The sequence below is a fragment of the Phormidesmis sp. 146-12 genome (assembly GCF_052939495.1).
The window spans coordinates 1-15,772 of the sequence record NZ_JBJPHS010000133.1 but is presented as its reverse complement, the minus strand read 5'-3'; the positions used below and the strand labels follow the sequence as shown (position 1 = coordinate 15,772).

The following is a 15,772-nucleotide window of genomic DNA, read 5'->3' as shown; positions in this document are numbered from 1 at the left end:
GCCAGCCGTCCCCAGATCTTGCTATCTGTTTAGGCTGAACGAATCACACACCAAAGACAACGCTTAGATGAAGGGTTGAAAGCATTTCCTTGTTTAACGATTGCGTATGAGTTGAAAGAAGACCTCAGCCAGATTTATGAAAAGTCAAGAACGATCCACTCAGCCAAAATAAAATTTCAGCGATGGCGCCGACTGGCTCAGCTTTTTTATCAAGATTCCGCGGACATGATTCGTGAGCACCTGAATGGTATTTGCAATTACTTTGAGCATCGAACCACCAGTGGAGTGACCGAGGGGATCAACACGAAAATTAAGCTCATTAAACGGAAGGGTTACGGTTTTCATAATTTCAAACATTTCCGTTTGAGGCTATTATCTTGCTTTGGTGCTTCACAAAACTCTACACACGAGGTCTAGGAGAGCCGAAGACATCAAGATTTTTGATGAACAACGAGTCATAGAACTTAGTCAAGCGATCGCTAAGAAACTGGGTGTGCTTGTTTTTTGTGATCTCGATCGTAGCTATCGCAACGCCCACAACCTGAGAATTTTAGTTAATGAGAAAGGTAAAGCACCGTCCGTATCGAAAGAGCTTGATTACTCAGCTTTTTGGTGAAATCTAAACCGTAACTGCGCCACCTAACTCTACGTTGGAGCAGACAATCACAGCAGACCTCTGCATAAGGCTACTACACTCTTTAAACGATCAAATATGATCTAGGCATGGAGTTTGAGTGGGATCAGTCAAAAGCAACCGCGAATCTGAAGAAGAGAGATTATTGTTGGTCACTCTCAGCAAAATCGATTGCGGTTGATTGCCTTTACTGAGCGATCGAGTGGTATCCGTATCATGAGTGCCCGTCTCTACTCGCAAAGAGCGTGAGGATTATGAGCAAAACGCCCTCTGACCCTACACAGAATTCTCAAGACGAGCTTCTAGCCGAATATCGCTTTAACTACCAGAAGACGAAGCCCAATCGGTTTGCTGCTCGTGATGAGATGCAGACCTTAACGGTTGTCGTTCTAGATGAGGATGTAGCTCAGGTTTTTACAACGCCTGAATTCGTGAACAAAGCATTAAGAGCGTTGATCGAATCAATGCCATAGCCAGGAAGCCCAATGCAGTCTAATCCTGTGCTGCGACGGAAGAAATAGAGATCTTGATGGTGAAGCAAAGATGACAATTAATTATTCATCGTTCACGATAAGAAACGAGGGATGAAAAAATCAGCTTCAAGTCATCCCTCTGCTGTGAAATGCAAATTAGAACAGCGATTGACCGTCTAAAGTTGAATCGTCTTTTTGTTGTGCAATTCCTCTAAATGTATGAGTGAACCAGCGCCCATGACAATATCGAACTTCATTAAAGACCGTTGAACTTGATAGCCCGCCAACACGCGAATCACTTGATATTCAGTCGTCAAATCGCTGGTGCCATCCCATTTGAGATACGCCAATTGATTTGAGGCAACTTCACTCAATTGTTCAACAAACGCTTCAATACAATCTCTTACATCCGAGTGAATGCCAGAGGGCATGAAGATTAAACGATCTTGCAAATCCAAGATAACGGTGACTTGGTATCGTCTCACTAACGAGCATTGCAACTCAAAGCTAAACGAAACCGAGTCAGGAAGGTGTCTCCTAACGGCCATGTTGTTTTGTCCTCTCTGTTTAGTGCAAAGAGGATGGGAACGCTGACGGCTCAAACGTTCCCGCAAGATATGGAATGTATGCAGGATCTTGATTCCAGCCTTTCAAGATCCCATCGCAAAGCTGACGGTGTACAATCATATACGCCTCTGAAGTTACTAGGTTTAACTTTAGACGGAAGTCCTCGGAGTCTGATTTCGCCGATCAGATTTCGGGGCGCTCTATCCATCTGCGAAGTATTCTACACAGATTTCTGGTTTTTTGGAAGACTAAATTTCTTGGGAAGTGAGGGTCGGGTTGTGTCGATCAGCTCGTTCCCGCCCATCCGACGAACTGTAAGCTTCCGCCCAGTGTGATTGACACAATGAGTGTAAGTCAGGGTCGTTTTCACACCTTTGTGTCCCAACAATTCCTGCATGGCGCGAATGTCATCCCCTTTTTCGGACGCGGTTCCATCTCAGTTGTGTTGTATCAGTACAATATGTGCTTAGAAGCACCCATGAAGTTGCCTGCACAAATCTGAAAATATGCGGAAAGTTTCTACAGATCCGTCTTAATTAGCTTAATATGCGGAAAACTTCAGTAGATCTACCCAATTTGGAGTGATATGCAGAAGTTGTCTGCCTATCCGCCGAGCTTAGGATGATCTGAGGAAGCTTTCTCTCTAAAAACAAGTTATGTGGCACACTCTAGACTGAGGGTAACTTTAGTAGATACGGCATATTCTAAACGACATTATTGACATGAAATTTAAGGACAGAAACTTGCGTGAGATAGCGGAAATGGTAATAGGCGATGTCCAATATTTCCCGTATCGCTCTAGTAGTTATATTACTCAATTTTTTGAGGAATGCGACTTGGACTTTGTTCATGACGGTTCAACTCGCTGGCGGTGGACTTCAGAAAGGCTATGAGAATTGCTTCAAGAGCCACAACCAACTGCTTACGCTTTGCCAGAGCGCTTTGTGCATGTATTACGAGTGTTGATGCATAAATCCGATGCAGAGGAAGACGACCCAGATCGTTCACTCGCGCTTGGGGTGCTGAACAAACCTCTATCGCGAGAGGGGTATGAAGCCTTCTATGGGGAGGACAATCTACTGTACATACGTCACGTTGGAACAAAAACAATATCCACGACTCCTAATCCTCACCGACCGTTCACGCCCAAGGAGATTGAGAAAAGAGAAAAACTTACTGAGTACTTGGATAAATGTTCTGAAGATGAACTGATCGAAGAAATCTTGCTCCCGTTATTTCGACAGTTGGGCTATCACCGGATTACGGCAGCAGGTCATCGAGATAAAGCGCTTGAGTATGGTAAGGATGTATGGATGAAATTTGTCCTCCCAACACAGCATGTTCTCTACTTTGGACTCCAAGCTAAAAAAGATAAGCTGGATTCTTCGGGTGTTACCAAATCGGGTAATGCAAATGTAGCTGAGATCCACAACCAAGTCATGATGATGCTGGGGCATGAGATTTTTGATCCTGAGATTGGAAAACGAGTTCTTGTAGATCATGCCTTTATTATTGCTGGTAGCGAAATCACTAAAGCTGCGCGAAACTGGCTTGGGAATAAGCTTGATGCCTCGAAACGTAGTCAAATCCTCTTCATGGACAGAGAAGACATTCTGAATCTTTATGTCGTCACAAACCTACCACTACCACAAGGAGCAATGCCTAAAGCTTTTGCTGCTGAAGATGATGAGCCGCCCTTCTAGTTATTATTAAAAGAGTTCACAATGGAAGCGCCGTATAACAATTCGGGTGCAGCGGATTAACCAAAGCGGCTTGGGTGAGATGCAAAGATGCTGGCAACCGCTGACCCGAACCGTTAGCTGGCTCCAGTTACCTATTGGAAAATGCAGCTAAAGTTACATTCGCTATACTATTTTCAGGAATTATGATTTCAACTCAATGAATGACAGCAACACAGAATTTCCTGAACATTCTGAAACTTCTCAAGAGCCTGATATAGAGCAACTTCGTCAATTATTAGATTTTGCAGTCAGTCAGTTAAGCAAGATTGCTGACCAGGATATTCCCAAAGTATTTAGAGAAGGATTGCTTGATCGTTTCCTAACCGGAATCGCTCCTATATTTAAAGCTGAAGAATGTTCTTCAATATATGAGTATTTACTAGCTCACAAACAAGGTGTTTCAATCCTGGCGAGTGTTCGCAGTTTTATTACTCGCAACTATGGTATTGAAGGGAGTATTAACGGATACCCAATCTACGTGTCGCCATTGGATATTCAGTGGTATGAAGATGGTGTGATGTTCGTCCAAGGTGAAGAGAAATTTACGGGACTGTTTGGGCTTTATCAAGATTCAAGGGTTAAGTTTGCAGTTTGCACTCGTGATGCCAAGAAGGGTGAAAACTTAAGATCAAGCGATTTCCTGTTTATTGATACTGAAGAAGCAGCAAAACAATTTGCGGCAACTCCACAGCTTGAACAATCGCACTTACAACAAGCTGTTGCTGAACTTACTCAACTGCTAACGCAGAAAGAAGAACGGGAGAGTCAATATCAGCATTTTCTAGAGCGGTATCCCTGGAGTTTTGGGGCACAGTATGGCTCGATTAATTCTCACCGAGCATTCAATGACGAAAATATTCCCGATTTTAGTGGTGTTCGTATTCGAGACGGAGCAAGAGATATCATAGAAATTAAGAATCCATTCTTGAAACTATTTCGTGCCGATGGGGGATTTACTTCTGATTTTTATGACTCATGGAATCAGGTAGAACGTTATCTTGATTTTGCGCGTCGTGACGCGGATTATTTACGTCGGCAAAAGGGGTTGAGATTTGAGAATCCCCATTGTTATCTCATCGCAGGTTATGACCTCTCGAATGAACAGATTGAGATGTTACGTGCTAAAGAGAGGATGAACCCAGCAATTACAATCTTTACCTATAACGATCTCTTAACATTAATTCAGGGTACAGTTCGTTTTGTAGAAAAGTTATCTAGTCCATCCTACCCGCCAGCTAACAATTCGGGTGCAGCGGATTGACCGAAGCCGCTTGGGTAAGACACATAAGGTATCGGCAACCGCTGATTTGAGTCGTTATCTCACACTCTAAACTTTTGCGGGGTCAGAGAAGCGGATTTTGAGATAGTCGTCTTCCATTTTTGCGCCCGATGGACTGAGCGCGGCTAACGCTTGTGGCAAGACTAGATTGCGCCGATGGTTGCCAATGCGAATGTTTAACTCGTCGCCTGTTTTGCTCAACTCGACCTGACTTTTGGCAATTCCTGGTAAATAGAGTTCCAGGTTGTAGCCGCCTTGCTCTGGGACAACTCGCAGCGTCGTTTCTTTGTAGTAGACTTGCGCGGGATCTTCGTCGCCGGGGTAGAGGGTCTCTTTGAGACGATCGAGCGCTTCCAGTCCGCACATCTCCTCTGAATACAACGGCACTTCTTTGACAGGCAAGGGCGAAAAGTTGTCGTGAATTTCTTGACGATATTGCGTTTGGTTTTCCTTCCAGCGTTGAAAGAAGGGATCGGTGACGGATTCTGGAATGATGCGATTGGCGACGATCATATCGGTTGCAACATTGTACAAACTCAGATAGGCGTGGGCCCGCAGCGATTCCTTGATCACCATTTTTTCAGGGTTTGTGATCAGTCGGACTGAAGTTTGTGTGTTGTCGGTCAAGACTTTTTCGAGCGCTTCGATCTGCTCATAAAACTCATAGGGCGCATCCATGACTTCTTTGTCAGGCAGCGAGAAGCCTACTAAGGGGCGGAAAATTGGTTCTACTAAGGGGCGCAGCGCGACCGAAATTCCCTGTAATGGCTTGTAGAATTTTCGCATGTACCATCCGCCCACTTCAGGCAGGCTGAGGAGTCGTAGAGCCGTTCCAGTCGGGGCGGAGTCAATGATCAAGACATCAAACGTGCCTTCGTCGTAGTGCCGCTTCATCCGCACCAGTCCAAAGATTTCATCCATGCCTGGAAGAATCGCCAACTCTTCTGCCTGTACGCCTTCTAAACCTCGTGCCTGCAAAACTTGGCTGATGTAGCGTTTGACGGCTCCCCAGTTGCCTTCTAGCTCCATCAGGGCATCTAATTCTGCTCCCCAGAGGTTAGGGCGGACGAGCTTAGGTTCGTGGCCCAACTCCAGGTCAAAACTGTCTGCGAGCGAGTGAGCCGGATCGGTACTCAGGACAAGGGTTCGATAACCAAGTTCAGCACATTTTAGTCCGGTGGCGGCGGCTACAGAGGTTTTGCCTACGCCTCCTTTGCCTGTCATCAAAATTACGCGCATGGTCGATCGAGTCCTGTCTGAGAATTGTTTACATTCGTTTACCTAACCCATTGTCCCACAGGAAACCAGGTTTGTGCCTCTACGCAAAGGGCGACCTGAGAAAGTCCTCCTCCCTCCTCCCTCCTCCCTCCTCCCTCTCGCTAGTACGATCGTCCTCAAATTCCCGCTAGCGCTCAATCCCTCTGTACCAGCCAAAACCCTAGATTCCACGCGGTCTTCAGCCCCACGAAAGCCTCCAAATATGATAAAATTTAGACATTCGTAGACCTGGCGAGTATACTTTCTAGGTTTCTTCTGTTCGCGGGTCAAAATTCACACTTTCGGAGCTTTTCACGATATGACATTCTCCCAGGAGCCGCCTTCTCAAGATCGGATCGTCCCTACAGATCTCCGGGGTGAGATGCAGCGATCGTACCTGGAATACGCAATGAGCGTGATCGTAGGGCGGGCGCTACCCGATGCTAGAGATGGTCTAAAACCGGTGCATCGTCGCATCCTCTACGCCATGCATGAACTGGGACTGAGCGCCGATCGCCCCTTTCGTAAATGTGCGCGGGTGGTCGGGGAGGTGTTGGGTAAATTTCACCCTCACGGCGATACGGCGGTTTATGACGCTTTGGTGCGGATGGCGCAAGACTTCTCAATGCGGACTCCGTTGATCAGTGGTCATGGTAACTTTGGGTCGATCGACAATGATCCGCCTGCCGCGATGCGATATACCGAGTGTCGTCTGGCAGCGCTGACAGGGAACGCTCTGTTGCGAGATATTGAGGCTGAAACGGTTGACTTCGCCGATAACTTTGATGGCTCTCAGCAAGAACCGACCGTCCTTCCAGCGCGGATTCCTCAGTTATTGCTGAATGGCTCTTCGGGGATTGCAGTCGGCATGGCGACAAATATTCCGCCGCACAATTTAGGCGAGATTGTCGATGGCTTGATTGCGCTGATTCACAATCCCGGTCTGACCGATTTGGAGTTGATGCAGTACATTCCCGGCCCTGACTTTCCCACGGGGGGGCAGATTCTCGGTCGTAGTGGAATTCGAGATGCGTATACGACGGGTCGCGGTTCTGTCACCATGCGCGGAGTGGCGACGATCGAAACCATCGAACATCGCGGCCGACCCGATCGCGAAGCCATCATCGTCACCGAGTTGCCCTACCAAACCAATAAAGCAGCCCTGATCGAAAAGATTGCCGAACTGGTCAACGACAAGAAAATTGACGGCATTTCTGACATTCGAGACGAGAGCGATCGCGACGGCATGAGAATTGTGATCGAGTTGCGTCGGGATGCCTACCCGCGTGTCGTCTTGAACAACCTGTACAAGCAAACCCCCATCCAGTCCAACTTTGGGGCGAATATGCTGGCGCTGGTGAATAATGAACCGCAACTGCTGACGATTCGCAGCTTTCTACAAGTCTTTTTGGATTTTCGGATTGAGACGATCGCCCGTCGGACTCGCTGGCAACTTCGCAAAGCCGAAGAACGGGATCATCTGCTGCAAGGGTTGCTGATTGCCCTGGCTAATCTCGATCGCATCATTGCCCTAATTCGTCACGCCGCCGACGCGCCCACCGCCAAACAAGAACTGATCGAATCCTACGGTCTATCTGAAGCGCAAGCGGATGCGATTCTGCAAATGCAACTGCGTCGATTGACGGCCTTAGAAGCCGAGAAGATTCAGCAAGAACACGATGATTTGCAGACTCAAATTGCTGATCTGCAAGACATTCTCGCCCGACGCGAACGAGTTCTCGAAATCATCGAAACCGAGGTCACCGAACTGCGGGCCGCCCACGCCAATCCTCGTCGCACCATTATCGAACAGTCTGAAGATGAGCTAGGCGACATTGACTTAATTGCCAACGAAAAAGCGGTGATTCTCCTCACCGAGCAAGGCTACATCAAGCGGATGCCCGTCGATGCGTTTGAGTCTCAAAATCGGGCGACTCGTGGCAAAGCAGGAGCGCGGATGAAAGAAGACGACGCGGTGGAGCATTTTCTCACCTGTTGCGATCACGATAGCGTTTTGTTCTTTAGCGATCGCGGGGTCGTCTACCATGCCAAAGCTTACCAGATTCACACCGCATCTCGGACGGCGAGAGGAATGCCGATCGTGCAGCTTCTGCCGATTCCTCATGACGAAAAAATCACTTCGATCATTCCCGTCAGCGAGTTTAGCGACAACGAATATCTGGTGATGTTGACCAACAAGGGCTACATCAAAAAGACGGCTCTCGCTGCGTTTGGTAACATTCGCGCCAACGGACTGATCGCGATTTCACTGGAGGAAGGCGATCAACTGCGCTGGGTGCGGCTGGCCTGTGTTGATGACAGCATCATTATCGGGACGAGTCAGGGGCGATCAATTCACTTCCGCGTCAATCACGAACAGCTTCGGCCGTTGGGTCGGGCGACTCGTGGGGTGCGATCGATGTCGCTTCGCAAGGGTGACAGTCTGGTGGGGATGGCGATTCTTCCGGGTCAGATTGTGGCAGATGTGGCACAGGCACAAGAAGCCGGGCTGATTGATGAAGAGGTCGAAATTGATGAAGATGTGATGCTAGACGAGACAGCTGATTCTGAAACCGCAGAACTCAAGGCACCCTCTGGGCCGTGGATTTTGGTCGTGACGAATGGCGGCTACGGTAAGCGAGTTCCGGTGACGCAGTTCCGATTGCAAAATCGAGCAGGAATGGGGATTGTGGTGACCAAGTTCCGCAAAAAAGGGGACACCCTCGCTGCCCTACACATCGTCAACGAAGGCGCAGAATTGATGATGGTCACGAGTCGTGGTATCATCATTCGACAAGCGGTTAATGCGATTTCGTCTCAGTCTCGTGCGGCGACTGGGGTGCGTGTCCAACGGTTAGATGAAGATGATGCGATCGCGGCTGTGGCGATCGTGCCTCCGACCAATGGAGAAGAAGCGCTAGAATTGGCTGCCAGCGGACTTGTGGCGGATGTCATAGCAGATGAATCGGTCACAACTGAACCTGAGACAGATACACCCGACGCAACAGACGAATAATCTTATCAAAGTTTAAACGCCTCCTGGGGTAGAGCAATCTGCCCCTTTTTTTGCGTTTAGAAAGCGCCCTCAATCCCGATTCTATGAGACTTTCAGATTAGAATTCTGGTTCAAAGTTCAGGTCTAATGTCCAGCGTTCAAAATCTAAAGTTCAAAATCTAAAGTTCAAAACTTTGTAGCGATCGCTAAACCAACCGACATCAGCCTTGCAGAACATCACGAAGCAATAAGAATCGTTGCGATCGCACCCTCTTTAGTTTCAGTTCAAAATCTCTACATCGCCCGTCAGCCTTGAATTTCAGCCACTTGATCCTCTGCAAATTCTGGATTGGAGCGATCGCCCACGATTTCACCATCTTTGAGACAATCAGAAAGCGATAAAACCCCATCGGGAAGCGGACACCAGGGATAATTCCCCACACCCACCCCCTCAACATTAAGGAAGACACCGTATGAAATTGGCTTACTGGATGTATGCAGGCCCCGCCCACATTGGCACCCTCCGCGTTTCCAGTTCTTTCAAAAATGTTCATGCCATCATGCACGCCCCGATCGGCGATGACTACTTTAATGTCATGCGATCAATGTTGGAGCGCGATCGCAACTTTACGCCTGTGACCATTAGCTCGGTCGATCGCAATGTGCTGGCACGCGGTTCTCAAGAAAAAGTAGTAGACAACATCACCCGCAAAGATGCTGAAGAACACCCCGATCTGATTGTGCTGACTCCCACCTGCACGTCGAGCATTTTGCAAGAAGATTTGGGAAATTTTGTGCAACGAGCGCAGCTAGATTCTAAAGGCGATGTGCTGTTGGCAGATGTCAATCACTATCGCTATAACGAATTGCAGGCGGCCGATCGGACTCTCCAACAGATCGTGCAATATTACATCGCCAAAGCTAAAAAGAAAGGCGAACTGCCTGAAGGCAAAACTGTGAACCCTTCAGTTAACATTATTGGAATCTCTTCTCTCGGTTTTCATAATCACCACGATTGTACCGAATTGAAGCGATTGATGGCAGATTTGGGAATCGAAGTGAATGCTGTGATCCCAGAGGGAGCCTCAGTTCTAGAGCTAAAAAATCTGCCCAAAGCCTGGTTTAATCTGGTGCCTTATCGAGAAATGGGCTTAATGGCGGCGCAGTTTTTGCAAGAAGAATTTGACATGCCGTTTGTGGACATTACCCCGATGGGTGTGGTAGAAACGGCTCGCTGCATTCGCAAAATTCAAGCAGTGCTGAATGCTCAAGGAGCAGCCGTTGACTACGCAGAGTTCATCGAAAATCAAACGCTGCATGTGTCTCAAGCTGCCTGGTTTTCACGCTCGATCGATTGCCAAAATCTCACAGGCAAAAAAGCCGTCGTCTTTGGTGACAACACGCACGCTGCCGCAATGACCAAAATTTTGTCACGGGAAATGGGCATTCACGTTGTCATGGCCGGAACGTATTGCAAATACGATGAGAAATGGTTTCGCGATCAGGTGAGTGAATACTGCGATGAAGTCTTGATCAGCGATGACAACGGCGCAATTGCAGACGCGATCGCTCGTATCGAACCCTCCGCCATTTTTGGCACCCAGATGGAACGCCACGTCGGTAAACGGTTACGCATTCCCTGCGGTGTGATTTCGGCTCCCATTCATGTGCAAGACTTCCCGATCGGCTACAAACCCTTCCTTGCCTATGAGGGCACCAATCAAGTCGCTGATCTGGTCTACAACTCCTTCACATTGGGCATGGAAGATCACCTGTTAGAAATCTTCGGCGGACACGACACCAAAGAAGTCATTACCAAGGGCATGTCTGCCGATTCGGATATGAACTGGACGAAGGACGCTCAAGCCGAATTGAATAAAGTTCCTGGATTTGTGCGCGGCAAAATCAAACGTAATACCGAGAAGTTTGCTCGTGAGCGAGGACTTTCTGAGATTACCGTTGAGGCGATGTACGCGGCCAAAGAGGCGGTGGGAGCGTAGGCTTTTTGGAGGGATGAAGGATGAAGGATGAGGGATGAAAAAATTGCTTCCATTGGTTTGGGAGTGTCTATATCCCTCACTTTGTTTTCGTCAGACTACTAGCGTTTTTGGGGGCGATCGCGTCCCCTATTTTTATGAACGATTAGGGAATTCAAAAGATTATCAAAATGCTGTTAATTAACTCAAACACAGGCAGCTATCACGAAGGCGGACGTTCTGAATAATTGGAACTGTTATGATCAATTCAGTCTCTCTAGCGATCTCCTATGGTCTTATCAACACCGCAGACGCAAACCTTAAAGCTTCACATGATGCTTCAGCAAACTGAAACTGGACAAGTTATGGCATCGGTTGTAGAAATGCCCGACTGTCGGGTGACAGCAGCTACGCGAGAAGACGCGATCGATCAGTTGCGTCAAATGGTAACTGAGCATTTAAACCATGCACAGGTTATGCCGTTAGATATAGAGATTGTATTATCTCACTCGACCAAAAATCCTTGGACTGAGTTTATTGGGCTGTATGAAGGGGATGCTGATTTTGCTGAAATTACAGCAGAACTGAGACGAGAACGCGGATTTGACGAAATGGAACTAATGGAATGACGCTTTGGCTTTTAGACACAGATACAGCTTCTTTGCTGTTGCAGAGACATCCAGTGGTGAGTCAGTATATTGTGGTAAATGGAGTCGATGTTGCAATTTCGATCGTGACGGTTCAAGAGCTTTTTAATGGTTGGGTTGTCCGAATTAACAGTGCTAAAAGCACAGAAGAACTTGTTAAGCTCTATGAAAAGTTTTATAAGACAATTCTACTTTGTAAGAAAGTGCCAATTCTAGGTTTTGAGGTGACTGCCTCTGAACAGTTGGCAAAACTTCTACAAGAGAAACCTTCATTGTCGAAACAAAAATTGCAGAGAGATATGCGGATTGCTGCAATTGCGCTCTCTCAAAATGCAACATTAGTAACGCGCAACTACCGTGACTTTTCCCAGGTTCCAAACCTCTTGATTGAAGATTGGACGGTGTAAACGATCGCTCTACCGTCAATCCAGAATAGCTTTAAGTGATATCCATCTAGAATCGCGATCGGGTTAGACATCTTCCACAGATGAAACTCATCGAAAAATTTATTTGAAATTCTATATAAATCTCATGATCGCCAGCGTTGGCCTCGTATAAGGCAATGTTGGGTGCAGTTCTCATGTGAACTTAGAGGAGGTAGAAATGCAGTTACCCGATGAGCAACCTAAGTATGAGTTGACGGCGCTGGATTTAGAACTGCGCGAGTTGATTGAGCAAGGCGTTGATTTTGCACCTGGTGGTTTAGCGCGACGCAGGTTATACCACGAGTTAGTTAGACGGATTCAAGAGGCAGACGTTCTCTATCATCCGACAACTGAGGAGCAGCCTTTTTATGCAGATGCACTGTCGAGAATGTGGGACTATTTCTTTACCCATTTGTGGGAGTCTGAGCAATACCGCCCGTTTAGTCAACCAGGTTATTGGGTAATCGGACGACTCAACAAACGGCTAAAAAACGAACTGCAAGATCTGCGATCGCAGCCTGCCCAATAAGCCCAAACTCGACCCCTGTTCAACGTAGATTCAATGCAATTCTTCATTGTGATTCTCCATCCAAAAGTGCTCCCTAAGTCTTCTCCAAGTGAGGGACTTTGACCTAGAATTCCTGTCTTATTGTTGTGCAATGGTTGTGCAAAGGATCATTCTGGATATTTCCTTGACCACGCTTCCAAAAAGCCCAGGGTGACTCTGGATGAATTGCTTTCGGCAAGTCCACTAGCAAACAGCGCGCTGACATCGGTAGAATCGTCGCCTCCGGCCAGGTCTGATAAGCTGCGGAAGGCAATAAACGGAATTTCGTTGGCATAAGCGACATGGGCAAACGCCGTCGTTTCCATATCCACCGACACGGCGCGAATGGTATTGAACACATATCGACGATAGTCAGGATTTGCCAAAAACGCTGGCCCAGAGATGCCCCGACCTCCCCGGCGGATTCGCGGCTGAACGGCCACACAGAGCGATGGATTTTTGGGGCCACAGCGATCGAGCTTAGGCGCAACGGTCTGAGCCACCGCATACATTTCTGGGTCAGCCGCATAGTCAAACTTAAACTCGCCGTTGGGAAAGTTGGAGTTGTTGCGAACAAAGGTATCGCGCATAAATAAACCTGTCCCCACCGGCCCATTAGGAGTCGGAATCTGAAAATCAGAATTAGGCTGACTGGTAAATCGAGACAGCTTTAACCCCAGGCAAGACAAGTCTCTCGGCGTTCCGCAGGGGGCAGGTACGGCGCTGTTGGCGCTCCAATACACTTCTAGCGGCTGTGCCCAGCGTCTAGGAATCATCACATCGCCCACTTTGTAATCAGGATTGACCCCACCCGCAATGCCGCTCAACAGCAGATGATGAATATTGAAATGGTCGATCGTCAGTTGCGTCACCATCGTCGCGTTCTCGATACTAATCCCCGTCAAGACAATCACCACACGGTTACCTCTGAGAATGCCCGTTGTATAGACATTGCCGTTGACGATATATTCCTGCTTATTGGTGGTTTCTGCTAAGAGAACTTCTGCCTCACCGCCAAACGCTGAAACAATCCCAATCCGGGGTTGACACTCGGTTAGACAGCCTTTGGGTTTTTTGGGTTGGGCGTTGAGTTGGGTGGCACTCAGCGTTAGACAAAATAGGGCGACAGCGCAGGCGCGTTTGATTCTCGAAAAAGGCATTGGCATCTCCTGATACGGTAGATTTCATCTCTGATTTTTCATCGCAGATCGACAAACGATCGAGATCGATCGCAGCTCTTAGCAACCCTGAGTAAATGCTGAATCAATCAATCGTCTTTGCTTTTCGTGGCGAAAGGATCTAAGTCGGGAGAGAATATGATCTGAAATCAATCCTCAACCCAGCAAAATGCCCTCAGCTTGACAGATAAATCCAGACTTCGTTTAGCTAATCACAGGATTGTCGGAGATGTTGTATTTTTTAATACCGTAGAGATTCAGCGCAATGTTGTGATTTGTGCTGTCTTTGCTGTTGTGAAATCAATTGATAAGACGTGTAATCTTGTGTTGCAACAGGTGTTTTTAGATCAACATTTGTGAAGCCCCTTCAGAAGCTTCTTAGCGTTTCAGCTAGATACTTAGGATCGTGAATTAAACAACCTGTAATTCTCGCGGTTTCGCTTCGTTTGATTCGGCTTCTGCCCCCTAAATTCCCCAAATTTGGCGGACTTTGAACCGCGAAACTGCCTTAAATTCTAGAATGTCTGCTTTCTCAAAGTCTCCCAGACTGGGGGATTTAGGGGGCGAAGCAACCAGGCAATCATCAATCTTATTCAATTCACGATCCTTAGTGTCAGTTCGACGACGCTCTTTCGCTTCGTGATTCAAGTTTTCTGCTCCCCAAGCTGCCAATTCTGGGGGACTTTCGATCAAGATTTCTGGTTCAAAAAGCCCCTCACGAGTGACAACCTGACTCGTTGACCAAATCGAACAATCCCATGAAATCCACGTTATTTGATGGTGATTATTTGATGGTGACTATTTGATGGTGCAGCAAGGGACGATCGCTCCAGAGTGAACTAGCTTTTCTTGTTGCAAGAGATCAGTCCAGGCGGCGGCGGTTGCCAGGTCTTTCTGCGCTTGTAGTTGAAGTCCTAAAGTGGTTAGACTGTCGTACCAGATGCCGTTTTCAGCGTAGAGAGTTGCTTTTTCTAATGGCGTGGCGGCGGCGATTTGAGCTTGCAGTTTGGGAGACAAGACCGATCGCGTCATTCTGCCTCGAAGGGTTATAGGCTCGTCTGGTTCTTGAGGGTCGCAGTAAATCGAGACTGTCCAGCGATAAGTTTGATTAACCTTTAAGCCAGTTGTCGGTGGTACAGAAAGACTGATGACTCCAGGCGGCGTTTTGGGTGCTTTGAATCGGGTCTTCAGAATTGGGTTTCCAGCTTCGTCGCGCAACACCCACGCGATCGCCACCCCTGCTTCTAACCCCTGCGGCAAATTGAGCCAGAGTGTGGGTCGATCGCTCGTCGTCAATCCCCAACCCGATTGAGGAAGCAGGGCATTCACCGCTTCATACGGACGACATGCGCCTCGACTACCTCCCCCTTGTCCACGTCCACCCGGTTCGCCCGGATCAGGAGGAGTCGGCGGCACAAAGCGAATCGATTTCGCCGGGCGTTTTTGGGCAGGTTTTTGAGGTGTGGCGGTAGGTTTGGATTGAGCTTGAGGCACTGTAAAAACGTTCAAAATTAGAATCAAAATTACTGTGCTGGTTTGGAAAAACGATTTCATAGTTTCCTGAGTTTAAGAATGAGGGAGGAGGAGGAGGAGGGAGGAGGGAGGAGGGATGGTTGTGTTTGCCTTTCGGCTGGTCGGGTTATGGAGTCTCTCAGAATTGGGGGGTTGGGGGCAGGAGATTTAACCAACGACGCAAAAAACTTGATCGAGTTCACTTGTATTTGATTAACGGAATGCTGGTCAAAACTAATGTCAGAACAGGCGGCACGATCGGCACCCATCCCCCTTGTAAAAAGAGCAGCCAGCCCAGTCCGGTGAGGAGGACGATCGCTAAAACTCCACTGCCTACTAGAGCTAGTTTTTGAAATCGCCAGCCGAGGATTCCGCCTACAAGCGACCAGCCGCCGATCCAAATTACTTCGCCCCACTGACTCCACACCCACAGCAAGGGACGACCATCAAATACCACGCTGAGAATTTGGCTGACCATTTGCGCCTGAATCAACACGCCAGGAAGTTTGCTCGATAGAGAAGTGCCATAGGGAGTTGACC

The 15,772-nt window shown here is 47.9% G+C and carries 16 protein-coding genes; 9 read left to right on the top strand and 7 right to left on the bottom strand.

The window, feature by feature from the left end:
* Positions 1 to 42: 42 nt before the first annotated feature.
* Positions 43 to 417 (top strand): ISL3 family transposase, encoded by a 375-nt coding sequence (locus tag ACKFKF_RS30790; protein ID WP_446871183.1) that lies wholly within the window; start codon positions 43 to 45, stop codon positions 415 to 417.
* Between the two features lie 471 nt (positions 418 to 888).
* Complete coding sequence (locus ACKFKF_RS30785; protein WP_446871182.1) at positions 889 to 1,107, top strand: hypothetical protein; 219 nt, start codon at positions 889 to 891, stop codon at positions 1,105 to 1,107.
* A gap of 176 nt (positions 1,108 to 1,283) precedes the next feature.
* Here ACKFKF_RS30785 and ACKFKF_RS30780 read toward each other — a convergent pair whose 3' ends face one another.
* Positions 1,284 to 1,655, bottom strand: coding sequence for a hypothetical protein (locus ACKFKF_RS30780; RefSeq protein ID WP_446871181.1), 372 nt, complete (start codon positions 1,653 to 1,655; stop codon positions 1,284 to 1,286).
* Between the two features lie 915 nt (positions 1,656 to 2,570).
* Between ACKFKF_RS30780 and ACKFKF_RS30775 the strand changes: the two genes are divergently transcribed.
* Positions 2,571 to 3,377: a hypothetical protein gene (locus ACKFKF_RS30775; RefSeq protein WP_446871180.1), complete on the top strand. Its 807-nt coding sequence runs from the start codon at positions 2,571 to 2,573 to the stop codon at positions 3,375 to 3,377.
* A 196-nt stretch (positions 3,378 to 3,573) separates the two neighbouring features.
* Entirely contained in the window at positions 3,574 to 4,677 is a 1,104-nt protein-coding gene (locus ACKFKF_RS30770; RefSeq protein WP_446871179.1) for a Shedu anti-phage system protein SduA domain-containing protein, read from the top strand.
* 66 nt (positions 4,678 to 4,743) lie between these two features.
* On the opposite strand, the gene ACKFKF_RS30765 is transcribed toward ACKFKF_RS30770, so the two are convergent.
* Positions 4,744 to 5,934, bottom strand: coding sequence for a TRC40/GET3/ArsA family transport-energizing ATPase (locus ACKFKF_RS30765; RefSeq protein WP_446858566.1), 1,191 nt, complete (start codon positions 5,932 to 5,934; stop codon positions 4,744 to 4,746).
* A gap of 337 nt (positions 5,935 to 6,271) precedes the next feature.
* Between ACKFKF_RS30765 and gyrA the strand changes: the two genes are divergently transcribed.
* Positions 6,272 to 8,968 (top strand): DNA topoisomerase (ATP-hydrolyzing) subunit A, encoded by a 2,697-nt coding sequence (gene gyrA / locus ACKFKF_RS30760; protein ID WP_446871178.1) that lies wholly within the window; start codon positions 6,272 to 6,274, stop codon positions 8,966 to 8,968.
* A 285-nt stretch (positions 8,969 to 9,253) separates the two neighbouring features.
* On the opposite strand, the gene ACKFKF_RS30755 is transcribed toward gyrA, so the two are convergent.
* The gene (locus ACKFKF_RS30755; protein WP_446858564.1) at positions 9,254 to 9,388 is read right to left on the bottom strand and encodes a hypothetical protein; all 135 of its coding nucleotides are present in this window, start codon (positions 9,386 to 9,388) and stop codon (positions 9,254 to 9,256) included.
* 32 nt (positions 9,389 to 9,420) lie between these two features.
* Here ACKFKF_RS30755 and bchB point away from each other — a divergent pair, with 32 nt between their 5' ends.
* The 4 genes from bchB (at position 9,421) to ACKFKF_RS30735 (ending at position 12,524) form a co-directional block, all read left to right on the top strand.
* Positions 9,421 to 10,947 carry a ferredoxin:protochlorophyllide reductase (ATP-dependent) subunit B gene (gene bchB / locus ACKFKF_RS30750; RefSeq protein ID WP_446871177.1) on the top strand — a complete coding sequence of 509 codons (1,527 nt, stop codon included), beginning with the start codon at positions 9,421 to 9,423 and terminating at the stop codon, positions 10,945 to 10,947.
* A 266-nt stretch (positions 10,948 to 11,213) separates the two neighbouring features.
* A complete protein-coding gene (locus tag ACKFKF_RS30745) occupies positions 11,214 to 11,552 on the top strand; it encodes a hypothetical protein (RefSeq protein ID WP_446858562.1) in 339 nt (112 codons plus the stop codon).
* Positions 11,549 to 11,977, top strand: coding sequence for a type II toxin-antitoxin system VapC family toxin (locus ACKFKF_RS30740; RefSeq protein ID WP_446871176.1), 429 nt, complete (start codon positions 11,549 to 11,551; stop codon positions 11,975 to 11,977). Before ACKFKF_RS30745 ends, ACKFKF_RS30740 begins: the two co-directional genes overlap by 4 nt.
* A 196-nt stretch (positions 11,978 to 12,173) precedes the next feature.
* Positions 12,174 to 12,524, top strand: a complete 351-nt coding sequence (locus ACKFKF_RS30735) for a hypothetical protein (RefSeq protein ID WP_446871175.1) — start codon at positions 12,174 to 12,176, stop codon at positions 12,522 to 12,524.
* Between the two features lie 146 nt (positions 12,525 to 12,670).
* Here ACKFKF_RS30735 and ACKFKF_RS30730 read toward each other — a convergent pair whose 3' ends face one another.
* From ACKFKF_RS30730 to ACKFKF_RS30715, 4 genes are all read right to left on the bottom strand, one after another.
* Positions 12,671 to 13,702, bottom strand: coding sequence for a 5'-methylthioadenosine/S-adenosylhomocysteine nucleosidase (locus tag ACKFKF_RS30730; protein ID WP_446871174.1), 1,032 nt, complete (start codon positions 13,700 to 13,702; stop codon positions 12,671 to 12,673).
* A 483-nt stretch (positions 13,703 to 14,185) separates the two neighbouring features.
* The gene (locus ACKFKF_RS30725; protein WP_446871173.1) at positions 14,186 to 14,413 is read right to left on the bottom strand and encodes a hypothetical protein; all 228 of its coding nucleotides are present in this window, start codon (positions 14,411 to 14,413) and stop codon (positions 14,186 to 14,188) included.
* 105 nt (positions 14,414 to 14,518) lie between these two features.
* On the bottom strand, positions 14,519 to 15,274 hold the full coding sequence (locus tag ACKFKF_RS30720; RefSeq protein ID WP_446871172.1) for a DUF928 domain-containing protein: 756 nt from the start codon (positions 15,272 to 15,274) through the stop codon (positions 14,519 to 14,521).
* A 157-nt stretch (positions 15,275 to 15,431) separates the two neighbouring features.
* On the bottom strand, positions 15,432 to 15,772 hold a 341-nt coding region (locus ACKFKF_RS30715), incomplete at its 5' end, for a CHASE2 domain-containing protein (RefSeq protein WP_446871171.1).